We start from the raw sequence: 15,623 nt of genomic DNA, 5'->3' as shown, positions 1-15,623 counted from the left end.
TTTCTTTTTAATTAATTAGAAATTAACTTCAACACCTAATGAAACAGTTCTGTTTGGTGAATAGCTGTAATCAGTCTGTCCTGAGAAATTATACTGCGGATCCATACCTTTCAGATGGCTGAAAATAGCCAGGTTGTCGACAGAACCGAATACGCGGACTGTATTCAGCGTAGCTTTTTTAGTCCAAGCTTTCGGCAACGTATATCCTAAAGTGATGTTCTTGATTGTGAAATAAGAAGCATTGATCAGGAAGCGGTCGCTGGTTGTATTTGAGCTGGCTACTTCAATACGCGGAACATCGGTTATATCACCCGGCTTCTGCCAACGGCGTAAAGCATGTTCGTTCCAGGCGTTGTTGTAGTACATATTTTCCATTGAACCTTGGTACAGGCTATCGTAGATCTTACCACCGATAGAATAGGTTGTCAGGATAGAAATATCCAGGCCTTTCCATGATAAATCGGTGCCTAAGCTACCATACAGATCCGGAATACGGCTGCCTAAATAATATTTACTGTTGGCTGCTTTTGTATAGTCGCTACTGATACGTTCGTTGGTAATATTACCATTTTCGTCTTTGTCATAAACCCAGTATAACTGAGCACCGGTAGCAGGATCAACGCCGGCCGATTTAGCCATATAGAAGGTATTGATAGGCATTCCTTCTTTGATACTGTACACACCACTGATGATTTCAGGAGATTCTCCTGTCAGCTTTAATACTTTGTTCTTTACGGTTGAACCCATCCAGGTTACGTTCCATGTAAAGTTATCCGTACGGACCGGAGTTACTCTCAATTCGAATTCGAAACCGCTGTTACGCATATTACCTACGTTGGCATTGTAACCGTTGAAACCGGTTGAAGTAGCCATCGGGTATGACAACAGCATGTCTACAGTTTTCTTGTTGTAATATTCAGCATTCAAACTGATACGGCTGTCGAACAGTAAAGCTTCGATACCTACGTTCATGTTGCCGTTCTTTTCCCAGGTAACATTCTTGTTTTCCAAAGAGCTGACCATAGCACCGATCTGATTTTCGTTTGCCCAACTCAAGTCATACAAACTCTGCCACAAATAATAGTTGCTGGCACCTAAAGAGTTCAGAATATTATCATTACCCTGCTGACCGTAACTGAGTTTTACTGACAAGTTGTCTACCCAGTTTACATCTTCCATGAATTTTTCCTTAGAAATACGCCAGTTTCCACCTAATGACCAGAATGTACCCCAACGGTTATCTTTATAGAAACGAGAAGAACCATCAGTACGGATAGAAGCCGATACATAGTACTTTTCATCGAAGTTGTAGTTGATACGTCCCATCCATGATTCAATACGATATTTATCTGTATAAGAATCGGCTGCATACAATGTTGTACCCGGACGTAATTCCAAGATACCGTCTACCAGATTGGTTTTACCAGCTTCCAGATATTCGTATTGGTAAGCATAGAATTCATGACCTACCATCACATCGAAGTTATGTAAATTGAAGGAACGGTTCCAAGTCAGCAACTGGTTGAAGGTATAACTCTGCATGCGGCTGTTGTTCTTGGTCAATAAACCGCCGGCTGCAGCTTGGTTACCATGATACATGTTCATGTACGACATCTTATTCTGGCTGCGGTAGTCCATACCGAAGTTGACATTCAGCTTCAGTCCTTTGAATACACCGTATTCATCTTTGTCTGATCCTAACGTGATACCCGTACGAACACCGGCTACGTCATTTTTGATGTTGGCTTTATCATCAACCAGTCCACCTAACGGGTTATAATCGTTGTAACTACCCGGACGTCCGTTTTCACCGTAGTCTAACTGTGGATTACCATTCTCATCCAATACGTTGTTTCCGTTGGCATCTTTGATATAAAGAGGCAACAGCGGTGAAACAAACTGAGAAGAATACCAGACGTTAGACGTAGAAGATCCGTCGTAATCACTGTAATTCTGGATAGAATGAGAAAGAGATGTATTTACGAAAGCATTGAACCAGTCAGTAATCTGAGAATTGACATTGGCACGGGCATTATAACGCTGGAATCCGGTAGTAACCAAAATACCATCTTCATTCAGATAACCCAAAGAGAACATGTACTTTGTCTTTTCAGTACCACCGTTAACACCTAACTGATGTTCGTGACGGAAAGCATTGTTCTTTAATAAGGCATCCATCCATCGTTCATTCCATACTGATTGAGCATCTGCTCTTACCATACCGGTTTGTGGATCAATGATATTGTCCCAGGTATAATTCTTGAATGGGTTATAAAGCTCTCCTCCTAACGTACCGCTCAAATCGACTCTGGCTTGCGCTTCAGCATCTGCCCAGTCATAACCGTTGTTGAAGATATATCCGTTACGTAAAGATTCGTATGTCAATTGAACGAAGTCTTTCTGATTTACGGTACTGTATTCAGGTAATGCTCTGGATGACCAGCCTACTGTTGAACGCCAGGTTACAGAGGTTTTACCTTCTTTACCCTGCTTGGTTGTGATCATAACGACACCATTGGCACCACGTGCACCATAAAGAGCACCGGCAGAAGCATCTTTCAAAACTGTCATGGACTGAATATCCGAAGGATTGATAGATGACAAATCACCATCATAAGGAATACCATCGACTACATATAACGGGTTTTGTGATGCGTTGATAGAACCATAACCACGAATAACGATTTTTGCTGATTCACCAGGCTGACCAGAACCTGAGGTTGTCAATAAACCGGTAGTTTGTCCTTCAAGTCCTTTGGTTACGTTCGTAATAGGACGAAGCTCAAGTTTTTCGTTGCTGATATTAGAAGCAGAACCAGTAAAAGAAGATTTCTTGGCAGTACCATAAGCTACGACCATTACTTCATCCAACGCTTGTGAGTCAGATTCCAGAACAGCTTTTACCTGAGGAGAAACGCGCACTTCCACTTTCTTCATACCGACGTATGAAATCTCCAGATGTTTTTCGTTCGAAGGAACATCTAATGTGAAGTTACCGTCGAAATCAGTTACAGTACCGATTGTTGTTCCTTTTACGACTACTGATGCACCAATTACCGGTTCGCCGTTTTCATCAAGAACTTGACCGGTCACTTTGGTGTTTTGAGCCATTACCGCAGTCATACCCATCAGCAGGCAAGCCGCAGTCATAGTAAACCTTTTCATCATAAATACACTTATTTATTAAACATATAAATATTCAAACCTTTACTAAAAAGACTTAGTCCATACCGAACCGCTTTTTAAGCACAGATGAAACCCTTGTTTGCACAGCTAAAACGCCGATTTTAACCGTGGAAAGTGCATAAAGTAAAGTATAGTAAAGAAAAGGATAAGAAAGTATATTTATTATTGAGAGAGAGTAACGCGCCTACGCGCGAAAAGCGATCAATTATTAGTATTCCGGCCTTCGGAGTGTAAGCCTTGACCTTTTGGTTCTTTTGGGTAAAGCCAAAAGAACGGAGAACCGATGACAGACAACGAAATAAGCATCATATGATAGGGAAATTTCTATTTTTAGCTATTTCTATGCTAAGAATAGAGAATTTTTAGGGGTGAATGATTGTATATTTAAAAAAAAGAGATAAATTTATGGCGAACAAAATTACATTAAAACGTAATAAATACAACAATAGTGTTACGTTGTGTGGTCTGAATTGGTATGTATAATGTTTTATTTTGTGACTTTCTGATATATTTCGGGTGATAATACGTAAATGATTAGATTGTTAAATTTATGATTCGTTGCATTTTTACATTTTTTGTTGTAATTTTGCAGCCTCTAATAAGCGAAAGCAAAGAAACAAAACATTAGAGAGGTCGATGATAGACAGAACTGTAAGTTCGGTATGTACTAAGTCTGTCTTTAGAAAAGGTTTGAATATTTATATGTTTAATAAATAAGTGTATTTATGATGAAAAGGTTTACTCTGACTGTAGCCAGCCTGTTGATGGGTATGACTGCGGTAATGGCTCAAAACACCAAGGTGACCGGTCAAGTTCTTGATGAAAACGGTGATCCGGTAATTGGTGCATCAGTAGTCGTAAAAGGAACAACAATCGGTACAGTAACTGATTTTGATGGTAACTTCACATTAGATGTTCCTTCCAATGGCAAGCTTCTGGAGATTTCATACGTAGGTATGAAGAAGGTAGAAGTGGGTGTTTCTTCAAAGGTAAATGCTGTTCTGGAATCTGACTCACAAGCGTTGGATGAAGTAATGGTCGTAGCTTATGGTACTGCCAAGAAATCAGCTTTTACAGGTTCTGCTGCGACGATTAAGGATGAAAAGATTACTTCTCGTCAGACATCTAACGTAACAAATGCTTTGGCAGGTCAGGTAGCCGGTGTACAGACAACCAGTAGTACTGGTCAGCCGGGTAAAGACGCTACGGTTCGTATCCGTGGTATCGGTTCTATTTCTGCCAGCAACACTCCGTTGTATGTAGTCGATGGTGTTCCTTATGATGGTGAGATCTCAGCTATCAGTACTTCTGATATTGAGTCAATGACTGTCTTGAAGGATGCTGCTTCAAATGCCTTGTATGGTGCACGTGGTGCCAATGGTGTTATCTTGATTACGACCAAACGTGGTAAGACGGGTGATGCCCGCGTTACTTTCGATGCTAAGTGGGGAGTAAACAAACGTGGTATTCCATCATACGAAACAGTTACAGATCCGGGTAAGTTCTATGAAATGGCTTATTCAGCCATCTATAATGGCGACTTGAAGGGCTATGCAGCTGCTGGTGATCTGGCAAGTGCCAATGCATATGCCAACCAGGCCATGTTGTCTTCTTCTTATTTAGGATATCAGGTATTTACCATTCCGAATGGTGAACAGCTGATCGGTATGGACGGTAAACTGAATCCGAATGCAACATTGGGTTATTCTGACGGTACATATTATTATACACCGGATAGCTGGAGTGACGCATTGTTCGAAAACAACACCCGTCAGGAATATAACCTGAGTGTGAGCGGTGCCAACGACAAGATGAACTATTATATGTCTGCCGGTTATCTGGATGATCAGGGTATCGTTCCGAACTCAGGTTTCCAGCGTTATTCTGCCCGTTTGAAAGCAGATTATCAGGTGAAGCCTTGGTTGAAGATGGGTGGTAACGTATCGTTTACGCACTACGACAGCCGTGAGCAGGATACTGAAGGCGGTACTTCGAATGCGAATGCTTTCTACGCAGCCAATATTATGGGTGCCATCTATCCGATGTATATCCGTGATGCTTCCGGAAATATCATGACAGACAACCGTGGTTTCTTACGTTATGATTATGGATCGGATACGAACTTTAAGCGTAACAATGTAATCCCGAATGCTAACCCGTTGGCAAGCTACATGCTGGATAAGATGAGATATGCAGGTGATGTTATCAGCGGTAAGTGGTTTGCAGATATCGATATCTGGGGTGGTATCAAGGCAAAGATCAATATTGGTGTAGATGCCAACAATGTGCGTTATACTAATATGGTCAATCCATTCTATGGACAATATTCTGAAACGAGTGGTGTTGGAGGTATGATTTATGTCGCATCTCAACGTACATTCAGTACGAACCAGCAGTATTTGCTGACTTACAACAAGACATTCAACGAGGTGCACAATTTGGATGTATTGGCCGGTCATGAAAACTACAACTATAAATATCAAGAATTGTATGGTTCACGTGAAAAGATCTATAATCCGGATGTTTCCGAATTGTACAACGGTATTTTGAACCAGAATAATTATTCTTATACGAACAACTATGCAACCGAAGGCTGGTTGTTCCGTGTGCAGTACGATTATGATGGCAAGTACTTCGGTTCTGCTTCTTATCGTCGTGATGCTTCTTCTGCCTTCCACCCGGATAACCGTTGGGGTAACTTCTGGTCAATCGGTGCTGGTTGGTTGATGAACAAGGAAGCCTTCTTGGAAAACCAGAAATGGATTGACATGTTGAAGTTCAAGATCAGCTACGGTTTGCAGGGTAATGATAACTTGATGTACGAAGGTGGTCTGTACCGTAACTATTATCCGTATATGGACCAGTATACATTGGCAAACAATAACGGTGACTTTGCTACTTCTTTGTATTATAAAGGTAATCCGGATATTACGTGGGAAACTTCACACAGCTTCAATACTGGTTTTGACTTCACATTCTGGGGTGGTAAGTTGAGCGGTAGCGCTGAGTATTTCTCTCGTAAGACAACCGACATGCTTTACTTCAAACCGGTATCTCCGTCAATGGGTTACTCTCGTTACCCAGAAAACGTAGGATCAATGGTGAACCGTGGTGTTGAATTGGATTTGAATTCAAACATCATCAATACAAAAGACTTTACATGGGATATCAACTTCAACCTGACTCATTTCAAGAACAAAGTATTGGAACTGGCTCCTGAATTGAACGGTCAGTTGATAGATGGTAGCCGTATCTATCGCGAAGGTGAATCTATGTATCAGTTGTATTTGCCAAAATATGCAGGCGTAAATCCGGAAACCGGTGAAAGCCAGTGGGCTCTGACAGAACCAAATGCAGAAGGTAAGACTGTTACGACTTCTTATTCTGAAGCATCTTCTAACCGTTTTGCTTCAGGCGATATCCTGCCGAAGGTATATGGTGGTTTCGGAACCAGCTTTACATTCCATGGTTTTGATTTCTCAATTGCCTTTGCTTATCAGTTAGGCGGTCGTATCCTGGATTACACGTACCAGGCTTTGATGAGTACAGATGCTATGGGGGCAGCTTGGCACGTAGATATGCTGAATGCCTGGACTCCGGAAAATAAGAATACCGATGTTCCCCGTTTGAATGTGCAAGACCAATATACAGGAACTGTGACGCAAGACCGCTGGTTGACAAGTTCTGATTACCTGAGCTTACAGAACATTACTTTCGGTTATACATTGCCGAAGACATGGACTCGTAAATTGCAGATCGACGGTATCCGTCTGTATTTCGTAGCTGATAACGTAGCGTTGCTGACGGCTCGTAAAGGTTTGGATCCACGTCAGGGGTATGTGACTGCTGATAACGTTTATTCACCGATCCGTACGATTTCTGGCGGTATCTCATTGAATTTCTAATCCGTTAATTGTTTTTAGAGTATATGAAAATGACAAATAAATATTTAATGTTCGCAAGTGCCGCTTTATTGCTGGCTTCTTGTGATTTGGACAAGTTTCCGGAAGGCCAGTATGTGAGTGGTGAACAGAAGGAAGATATCATCGCTGAACGCCCGAACTTGATTACAGCCGAAGTAAATGCAATGGCTGCCAAACTGAATGTGTTTGGAACTATTTCGGACGATGCAACGACTTATCATAACGATTATGGTGTAGCGGCTGTCAGCCAGTTCCTGGAACAAGGTGGTCAGGATATGCCTTGTTCTACATCTGGTTATAACTGGTTTGGAACAGCTCAGAATTATTCAGACCGTCTTTATACCAGCGTAGGTGATGAACTGATCTGGAAGACCTTCTACAATCACTTGAAGGCTGCCAACAATGTATTGACGCTGACAGACGGAAGTGAAGATGAATCGATGAAGCGTTACCGGGGTCAGGCTTTGGCTGCCCGTGCCTACGATTATCTGAATCTGGCTCAGATCTATCAGTTCACTTATGCCGGACATGAGAATGAGCTTTGCGTTCCGATCGTTACTGAGACAATGACGGAAGAAGAAATGCAGACCAACCCGCGTGCTACGGTTCAGCAGGTATATGACCAGATCATGAGCGATTTGAATCAGGCAATCGAACTGTTGGCCGGTTTTGATAATGGTTCAAACAAGGATCAGATTGATGAGGCTGTTGCTTATGGTTTGCGTGCCCGTGCTAATCTGCTGATGCAGAAATGGGCTGAAGCTGCCAGTGATGCAGAAAAGGCCATTGCCGGTGGTACTCCGCAGTCATTGGCTGAAGTTTCTAAACCGACATTCAACTCTGCTACTGCCAACTCTTGGTTATGGGGTGTTCTGATTACTCCGGATAACGATGTAGTAACAACAGGTATTATCAACTGGCCGTCTCACTTGTGTTCATTGACAGGTAACGGTTATACTACGCTGACCGGAACATTCCGTTATGTAAGTTCTGCTTTGTATGATCAGATCCCTGATACTGATATCCGTAAACAGTGGTTCATTTCTCCGGAAGGAACATCTACTTTGGTTGATAATGAAACGGTAGACGGTACTCCGGTGATCGATTACTTTGGTTTGGCTCCTTATACGAATGTGAAGTTCGGTGCTTATCAGGATGTAATGGGTAATACAACCAACTCACAGGACTGGCCTTTGATGCGTGTAGAAGAAATGTATCTGATCAAGGCTGAAGGTGAAGCGATGTCGGGTAACCTGACTACAGCTAAACAGACACTGGAAGACTTCGTGAAGACTTATCGTAACCCGTCATACACTTGCACAGCTACATCTGCTCAGGCAATGCAGGACGAAATCTGGTTGCAGCGTCGTATGGAATTGTGGGGTGAAGGTTTCTCCTTGTTCGATATCCTGCGTCTGAAGAAACCGATTATCCGTAAGAATACCAACTACGAAGCAATCGTTCAGTACAATCTGGAACCGGAATCTCAGATCATGATCTATCGTATTCCGCAGTGCGAAATGGAAACAAACAAAGGTATTGCTGAAAGCGATAACAACCCGGCTGCTCCGCAACCGACTGTATAATGTATGAGGCTAATACATACCTTATATAAATAGTAATGTCCGTCTGGTTTATTCGTAAATCAGACGGATATTTTTTTGCCTCGGTCTGAACTGTAAAAAAACACGCCGGCTTTTCATCAAAAGCTGGCGTGTTTTGAGTAAAAGCCGGCGTATTTGAGATTAAAAGTAACGAGGTTTAAAAAAGCTTCTCGTTACTTTCATCTACGATTCTCGTTATCTTCTATTTCAAGAATCCCTGATCTTTCAGCACCTGAAGAAGAACTTCAGAGAAATGTTCGTTGTTGGCTTTTGTGTAACGCAAGTCGGTGAAGACCTGGGCCAATGTCTCTTTCTGGTTGATGCGTACAAATTCTTGGTTGACAGCCAGCTCTTCCTTTTCCTGATAGAACTGATCGATGGATGCCGGTGTGTAGTCGGTATATGTTTCCTGATGCATGATGGCTGCCAAAGGCAAGCGTTCTGATTGTTCAGGCAGTGGCTCTGCCGGATATCCTAAGGTGATCGTAATAATCGGAACCACTAATTTCGGTAATGAAAGAATCTTTATGATCTGGTCGGCATTATAGGCCGTTGTTCCTAAGTAGCAAAGTCCGAGACCTTTCTCTTCGGCTGCTTCGGCAAAAGCTTCAGCAAAAAGCATTGCATCGATGGTAGCAGCCATGAACATTTGCAGGTTGTCAAAGCCCGCCTTTGCCTTCCGTTGTTCTGCCCATTTGACAAACCGGTTGGCGTCTGCACAAAATGTCAAGACTACGGGTGCACTTGTCACCATCGGCTGGTTGAAATGAGCCGGAGCCAGTTGTGCTTTCCGCTCCGGGTCGCGGGTAACAACCACACTGTAAAGCTGCATATTTCCCGTATTGGAAGCCCGGGAAGCGACTTCCAGTAATTCACATAATAATTCTTCAGGAACATCCTGTTCTGTGTATTGACGGATAGTCCGTCTTTTCTTCATACATTCAATCATAAATAATATAAGTATTTGAATTTATTAGCTGATGATTTAACGGCTGATGTAAACATTATTCTGTTTCGGTGTAATCAGGATCATTTTGTCTTCTTACCCGTTTCACCGTATGCTTTATCTTGCCTATCAAGAAATTGATTTCCAAACTGGACTCTGTTTCAGATGTTTCCAAATCGGGCATGACGATGCTTGAAAGCAAATCTCCAAAATACTGCATCTTGGATTGTTGCTGCTGTTTGTCGTGTTCTTCGTGTAAATTACGGAGTTCCCGTTTCAGATGGCGAACTGTAGCAAAAGTTTCTATAATGGCAATGGTAGTTTGTGTTGCTTGAGAACTTTTTAAGATGGTTGCAAGCATATACAAGCCTTTTTCTGTAAAGGCTTTGGGCATAGTACGGCTCTTAGATTTATTTGCGATCAAAAATTTTGATCGCAACTCTGTAAGTTCTTGCCTATCAATCTCAAATACATACCCTTTTGGAAACTTATTGGGATTGTTGCGTACGGCTTGGTTAACCTCTCGTGTCTCCACGCCATATAATTGAGCAACATCCGCATCTAATATGACTTCTTGATTTCGGAGGAATAATATTTTCTCTTGAACCTCTTTGAATAGGTTAATGGTGTCATGAGGCTCTCTTTTTTCCATCATATGATCTTTTTCCATGTTGTTTGAATTTATTGGAGTGAGACACTTTTTATTTCCTTACAAACTTACATATAAAAATCCGACTGTAGCTTCTATTATTCTTGTTATCTTTATCCCATTAATAATACTTAATCAAATAAAACAATGAAAGAAGCACTTATTTCTAAACCATCTAAACACATTGTCTGGCTTGATGTCGTTCGTTTAGTAGCTATGTTTACCGTTGTCTGTTGCCATAGCGCAGATCCGTTTAACTTCTATGCCGGTGATCCGACGGCAGATATTGCAAGCATCAAATACTGGGGCGCTGTTTATGGCTCTTTGCTCCGTCCGTGTGTTCCGTTGTTTGTGATGATTACCGGAGCCTTGCTGCTTCCGGTAAAAGAGGAGAGTGGTCCGTTTTATAAGAAGCGGATCAGTCGTGTGTTCTGGCCTTTCCTGGTGTGGTCTGTTATTTACAGTCTGTTTCCATGGCTGACGGGATTGTTGGGTTTAGATCCCTCTGTGATTCTCACGTTCTTCCCATACGCAGGTGAAGACGCACTCCGTCAGTCGCTGACCGTATCGTTGGGCTTTATCGGACAAATTCCGGTGAATTTTTCGATTGTCGATGTGCATATGTGGTATATTTATCTGCTGATCGGATTGTATTTGTATATGCCAATCTTCTCGGCCTGGATAGAAAAGGCTTCCGAAAGAGCCAAATTGTGCTTCCTGATTGGTTGGGGCGTTACTTTATTTGTTCCTTATCTCCGGGCATTTGTAAACGAGTATATCTGGGGCGCTTGTGCCTGGAATGAATTTTACATGCTATATTATTTCGCCGGTTTCAACGGCTATTTGCTGTTAGGTCATTATTTACGTCACCACGACTGGTCTTTGCCGAAGATACTGGTGGCAGGTATTCCGATGTTTATCATAGGTTTTGGCATCACCTTTGCGGGTTTCCGACACATGACTTCGCTGCCAGATTTCACCGATGAGCAGCTGGAATTGTTCTTTTATTATTGTTCGCCGAATGTCGTGATGATGACGATACCTATTTTCCTGCTGTGCAAAAAGGTAACAGTTCGTTCGGAGCGGATACAGAAAGCCTTGGCCAATCTGACCGTCTGTGGGTTTGGCGTGTATATGATTCATTATTTCTTTGTTGGACCGAGTGTCGCTTTGATGCGTATGGCAGAAGTTCCTATTTGCCTGCAAATACCGGCGGCGGCAGTCATCGCCTTTCTTGTTTCCTGGGGTTTGGTTATCCTGATCCGCCGCCTAACAGGAAAGACAGCGAAGTATTGGGTCGGATGAACCGGCATCTAAACTTAAAAACTTATAAACATGCCCGCTTAGAAACTCAAAACATGTTATCTTTGTGCAAGGATTATTGTTTATTAGACTTTTATGACTATACAGGATATAAATAAAACATACAGTCGGATTATTGAATGGCTGGACCGGAAAGAACTGAAAAATGCTTTTGATGGCTTGCAGGGCTTGATTGCCGGTTCAGGTCATTACGATTTTCAGGATAAACTGAATGAACTGCAGGAAACTTATAAATATATGTTGCGCTATCGGATGGATGGCATACAAGATCCGATGCAGGAACAGATTTATCGGCAAATACAAGCATCAACTTATGAACTAGCCGACATGGTGAAACAAAAAGCGCTGGCGGTCGATTCTCCGTTGTATTTCTACAGCCGGCGTCGTTCGCTGAAGCAGTCCTGTGCAGTCTCTTATACGTATTTGTATCAACAGCTGAGCAGTGAGCCTGATATACAGGCTGCCCATGCCGATATCAGTGCCAAGCAACAATTGGAGGCGGCTTCTCTGACATTATTCAATAAGATTTGGATTTCCGGACCATTAACGACCGAAGAAGTCTGCGAACTTCAGGCTATTCTGCAGGATACAGAAATGCCGGAGAGTGTCGGTTGCCAGGTCGTTTCAGCCCTGTTGCTCAGTCTCGAGGAATATTTTGACAAAGAGAAAATGACACTTCTGTTTGATGCCGCTTCCAGTCAGAAACAGGAGATTTCGGTCCGGGCTTTGATCGCTATTTTACTTGTCTTGTATAAATATCGGAAACGGACTTCGTTATATCCTTTCATCAGTGACCGGATGCATGCGCTGGCAGAAGCTTTGCCTTCGTTTTCGCAGACCATACAGACCATTATTCTTCGCTTCATTCTCTCCCGGGAAACAGAGAAGATTTCCAAGAAACTGTGGAACGAAATCTTACCGGGAATGATGAAACTGAGTCCAACGTTGGGAGAAAAGATAAACCTGAAGGATTTGAATCCGGAGCAGCTGGGCGATGAAATGAATCCGGAATGGCAGGATTCGATTTTTGCCGACAAAGAATTAAGCCGGATGATGACGGAATTCAGCGAATTACAGATGGAAGGAGCAGATGTTTTACATTCAACATTTGTCCATCTGAAAAACTATCCGTTCTTCCGGGAAATCGGAAACTGGTTTTTACCGTTTGATGCCGGGCATTCAGTGCTTACTTCCGGTTTTAAAGGCAATCAGAACGAGTTGCATCTGTTTGAACAGGTAACGCAGACATCGTTCATGTGTAATTCAGATCAGTATTCCTTTTTCCTGAGCATGCTGCAATTGCCCGAAAGTGCACGGACGGCTATGATGGGACAATTCGACGGGCAGGCGGCAGAGATGCTTCGTCAGAATCAGGAAGAATTGCAGGAAAAGCATTCGAAAGTGGAACAGATTGCCGGGCGATACATTCAGGATTTGTATCGTTTCCATAAACTTTTCCCCAGTCATCTTGACTTTGATGACATATTTACTTATACGCTCGACTTTCATCACCTGGCAGAAGTTAAACCATTTATATCAGATGCGGTCAGCCTGACAGCTATCGCTGAATATTATTTGCGTAAGAATTATTTTCAGGATGCGTTGAACATCTTTGAAGAACTGATCCAGCAAGATAACGAGAATGACATCCTGTATCAGAAAGCCGGGTATTGCCGTCAGATGAACGGTGATCTGGAAGGCGCTTTGAAGGATTATCTGCATGCAGACTTGCTGAATCCAAACAGCAAATGGATTATTCGCCGGATAGCTGTCTGCTATAAAACGCTGAAGCAGCCGGACAAAGCGCTGGAGTATTATCATCGGTATGAGGTGCTGAACCCGGATAATCTGTCTGTTCAGATCAGTATCGGGCATTGTCATCTGGAACTGAAGAATTATAACGAAGCGTTGAAGTATTATTATAAGGTAGATTATCTGGATACGACAAGTCATAAAGCCTGGAGGCCGATTGCCTGGTGTTCGTTTCTGACCGGTAAGTATGATCAGGCCCGGAAATATTATAAGAAGATATTGGAGGCACAACCGAATACCCAAGATTTCCTGAATGCCGGACATACAGAATGGGTCTTACAGAACAACAAGGCGGCGTTGGCCTACTATAAGCAGGCTGTAGAAAAAGAAGGCGGAGACTGGTTCAAGTTCTACAAGCAGTTTGAGCAAGACATCGCAGACCTGAAGAATGCCGGTATTGAAGAAGAGGAAATTCCGCTGATGCTGGATCAACTGCGGTATATGCTGTAACTTTTATCGTTTGAGACGGACATAATAGAGTCGGGTATATTTGATACCGCGGTATTCGAATATCTTAAATATACGAGCCGTAGAGACGTGCAGAATCTCTCCGGCCCGATATGCATGTTCAAGAGCTGATAATTGTCCGGAAACCAGGCTGGGATAAAGTGCCGGGAAAATGATAATCACCCGATTGCCGTGAATGTCGGTGAGTCCGACAATCTGGTTCACATAAAACACCGGTTCATTGCCCTGAACGCCTGTTTTATAAGGATCGTCTTCCAACCGGACATGAGAAACCTTTAGTGTGAGATCTTTGACGGTCTGCCCTTTCTTCCCGAGGTAGTGAGATGTTTCAGTCTGCTTTTTCTTCTGCCAGATGCGATCCAGATAGACAGATACATATACACGGGCTATCTGGACAAAGCGTTCTTGCTTCGGAATACGAGGTGTATATTTGTTGGCAATCCAGACTACATACGCCGGATCTATTTGCAGTATCTCATATAAATAATGACCTCTGTACTTGCCGAACCCGATCAGATCATCCCCCTTTGAAGTCATTCGTTTTGCGTTGTATTCAACAATCAGCAGCTTACGTTTGGAATAAAAGAACATAGAAGTGGCAAGCCTCAGTGATTCCTGAATCTGTTCACTTAAATCCTGAATGAAGAGAATCGGATTTCGTTCGAGTGTAGGCGAGTAGCACCAGAGAGAGTAACACTTTTTCCCATCATGCGGAATCACTAATAAATACACTCCAGCTACTTTATACGAATCGCGCTCTGCATTGTAATGCTGTAATTGTTCATACAGTTTGAGCTGTTCATCTGCCGACATCCCGGGAATAACGGGTCTAGCCATAGTAACCTCCTTTTCTATTTAGAACAAAAAAAGCGGCGTCATGGTTCAATGTTACCAGAACGCCGCTTTTATATATTCAAGAATCTGTTCGGATATCAGTCTCGAATGATTCCTAATTTAGAAGCTTCGACAAATTGTATGATGTGTTCGATTTCTTCACTCATCGGAACCTGATCCCGAATCATCAGCAGGGCATCAAATATACTGCAGTTACTTTGGTAGAGGATACGGTAAGCATGACCGATATGCTTAATGATCTTTTCGTTGTACCCTTCATGCGATAAGATGACTGCATTTACTCCGTAGTAGCTTGTCGGTTCTTTGGCTGCTACAATATAAGGCGGAATATCTTTCCGGAAGCGGCATCCTGTCTGGATCATGGACCATGAACCAACTCGGCATCCTTGGCTGACCAGAATGTTTCCACCAAATATGGTACAATCTTCAATCTCGCAATTACCGGAGATCTTGCTTCCATAGCCAATGACACAGTGATTACCTACTTTTGTATCGTGAGAAATATGGACGCCTTCGTGAATGAAATTCCCATTACCCAGCTGTGTCTGTCCGTCGGCCGTAGCCCGGTTGATTACAACATTTTCACGGATCACGTTATTATCACCGATGACTAACAGCGTGTCACCGCCTTTATATTTGAAATCTTGAGGTTCGGCAGCCAGTACGGCATGCTGGAAAATGCGGTTGCCTTTTCCCATGCGGGTTCCGCTGAGGACACTGGCATAAGGCATAATCTCACAGTTGTCGCCTATTTCTACATTTTTATCAATGTATGCAAACGGATGGACAGTTACATTGTTTCCTATTTTTGCATTTGCATCGACATAAGCTAAAGGACTAATCATAATTGTATTTGT

9 protein-coding genes are annotated in these 15,623 nt (G+C 42.6%); 4 read left to right on the top strand and 5 right to left on the bottom strand.

Annotated features, from left to right (window positions below):
• Positions 1-15: 15 nt before the first annotated feature.
• Positions 16-3,168 carry a SusC/RagA family TonB-linked outer membrane protein gene (locus NEE14_RS07625; protein WP_251968148.1) on the bottom strand — a complete coding sequence of 1,051 codons (3,153 nt, stop codon included), beginning with the start codon at positions 3,166-3,168 and terminating at the stop codon, positions 16-18.
• A gap of 743 nt (positions 3,169-3,911) precedes the next feature.
• On the opposite strand from NEE14_RS07625, the gene NEE14_RS07620 reads away from it, so the two are divergent.
• Positions 3,912-7,091 carry a SusC/RagA family TonB-linked outer membrane protein gene (locus NEE14_RS07620; RefSeq protein ID WP_251968149.1) on the top strand — a complete coding sequence of 1,060 codons (3,180 nt, stop codon included), beginning with the start codon at positions 3,912-3,914 and terminating at the stop codon, positions 7,089-7,091.
• A 23-nt stretch (positions 7,092-7,114) separates the two neighbouring features.
• Entirely contained in the window at positions 7,115-8,695 is a 1,581-nt protein-coding gene (locus NEE14_RS07615; protein ID WP_251968150.1) for a RagB/SusD family nutrient uptake outer membrane protein, read from the top strand.
• A gap of 220 nt (positions 8,696-8,915) precedes the next feature.
• Here NEE14_RS07615 and NEE14_RS07610 read toward each other — a convergent pair whose 3' ends face one another.
• Positions 8,916-9,662 carry a nitroreductase family protein gene (locus tag NEE14_RS07610; RefSeq protein WP_251968151.1) on the bottom strand — a complete coding sequence of 249 codons (747 nt, stop codon included), beginning with the start codon at positions 9,660-9,662 and terminating at the stop codon, positions 8,916-8,918.
• Positions 9,663-9,717: 55 nt separating this feature from the next.
• Positions 9,718-10,329: an ORF6N domain-containing protein gene (locus tag NEE14_RS07605; RefSeq protein WP_251968152.1), complete on the bottom strand. Its 612-nt coding sequence runs from the start codon at positions 10,327-10,329 to the stop codon at positions 9,718-9,720.
• Positions 10,330-10,455: 126 nt separating this feature from the next.
• Between NEE14_RS07605 and NEE14_RS07600 the strand changes: the two genes are divergently transcribed.
• Positions 10,456-11,613, top strand: a complete 1,158-nt coding sequence (locus NEE14_RS07600) for an acyltransferase (RefSeq protein WP_251968153.1) — start codon at positions 10,456-10,458, stop codon at positions 11,611-11,613.
• Between the two features lie 93 nt (positions 11,614-11,706).
• The gene (locus NEE14_RS07595) at positions 11,707-13,893 is read left to right on the top strand and encodes a tetratricopeptide repeat protein (protein WP_251968154.1); all 2,187 of its coding nucleotides are present in this window, start codon (positions 11,707-11,709) and stop codon (positions 13,891-13,893) included.
• A gap of 3 nt (positions 13,894-13,896) precedes the next feature.
• Here NEE14_RS07595 and NEE14_RS07590 read toward each other — a convergent pair whose 3' ends face one another.
• Positions 13,897-14,748, bottom strand: coding sequence for a hypothetical protein (locus NEE14_RS07590; protein WP_251968155.1), 852 nt, complete (start codon positions 14,746-14,748; stop codon positions 13,897-13,899).
• 95 nt (positions 14,749-14,843) lie between these two features.
• Complete coding sequence (gene lpxA, locus NEE14_RS07585; RefSeq protein ID WP_251968156.1) at positions 14,844-15,611, bottom strand: acyl-ACP--UDP-N-acetylglucosamine O-acyltransferase; 768 nt, start codon at positions 15,609-15,611, stop codon at positions 14,844-14,846.
• Positions 15,612-15,623: the final 12 nt, after the last annotated feature.

The organism is Parabacteroides sp. AD58, from assembly GCF_023744375.2.
Lineage (GTDB): Bacteria > Bacteroidota > Bacteroidia > Bacteroidales > Tannerellaceae > Parabacteroides > Parabacteroides absconsus.
The sequence above is the reverse complement of the archived record's forward strand: the minus strand, read 5'-3'. Positions and strand labels throughout refer to the sequence as shown.